This is a genomic window from Streptomyces sp. NPDC002690 (assembly GCF_053592415.1).
The window spans coordinates 1-1035 of sequence record NZ_JBSFVR010000772.1 but is presented as its reverse complement, the minus strand read 5'-3'; the positions used below and the strand labels follow the sequence as shown (position 1 = coordinate 1035).

Annotated in this window: 1 protein-coding gene; it reads right to left on the bottom strand. The window is 69.2% G+C overall.

Features of this window, described 5'->3' with window-relative positions; all coding sequences use genetic code 11:
- Positions 1-870 (bottom strand): HAD family hydrolase (locus tag ACWD3D_RS37415; protein WP_451465077.1); only part of this gene is annotated, 870 nt, incomplete at its 3' end.
- Between the last annotated feature and the right edge of the window lie 165 nt (positions 871-1035).

Below are 1035 nucleotides of genomic sequence, written 5' to 3'. Positions count from 1 at the left end.
ACACAGCCCTGGGCCAGCCCGGTCGCCAGCGCGGAGATGGCGACGCGGCCCTCGTCGCCGCGCGGCGTACCAGACGAGCCCGGCGGTGGCGGCAGCCGCTCCCACGGCCGCAGCCGCGACGAGCGCCGGACGTGGCGGCAGCGAGAAGGTGGGCAGTCGCTGCTTGAGCCGGACCGGGCGATCGAAAACGAGAATCGGCCACTGCCTGGCGCCGGCTTCGCGTCGCAGGGTCCGGTCGGGGTTGACGGCGTGCGGGTGGCCGACCGACTCGAGCATCGGGACGTCGGTGGCGGAGTCGCTGTACGCGTAGCAGCGGGAGAGGTCGTACCCCTCCGACGCGGCCAGCTCCTTGACGGCTTCGGCCTTGGTCGGGCCATAGGCGTAGTACTCGACCTCGCCCGTGAAACAGCCGTCGTCACCGACGACCATCCGGGTCGCCACGACCCGGTCGGCACCGAGCAACTCGCCGATGGGCTCCACCACCTCGGCACCCGACGTGGAGACGATCACCACGTCACGTCCCGCGGCGTGGTGCTCCTCGATGAGGGTGGCTGCCTCGTCGTAGATGATCGGGTCGATCAGGTCGTGCAGGGTTTCGGCGACGATCTCCTTGACCTGCGCCACGTTCCATCCCTTGCAGAGCGCGGAGAGATACTCACGCATCCCCTCCATCTGATCGTGATCCGCACCTCCGGCGAGGAACACGAACTGTGCGTACGCCGTGCGCAGCACTGCGCGGCGGTTGATCAGGCCGCCTTGATAGAAGGACTTGCTGAAGGCCAGCGTCGAAGACTTCGCAATGACCGTCTTGTCCAGGTCGAAGAAGGCGGCGGTGCGCGGCGAGAAGCGGTTTTCCACAAGGCTGAGCATAGGGGGCCTCCATTCGGCTCAAACTCCAGCGCGTGGGTTTGCCTGGGCAGGTGCTCGGGTACACCATGGAAGTCACGGATCGTTCGCGACCGTGCTAACCCGGTCCGACTCCTCCCCCCCCCCCCCCCCCCGCCCCCCGGGGGGCGGCCCCCCCCCCCCCGCGCG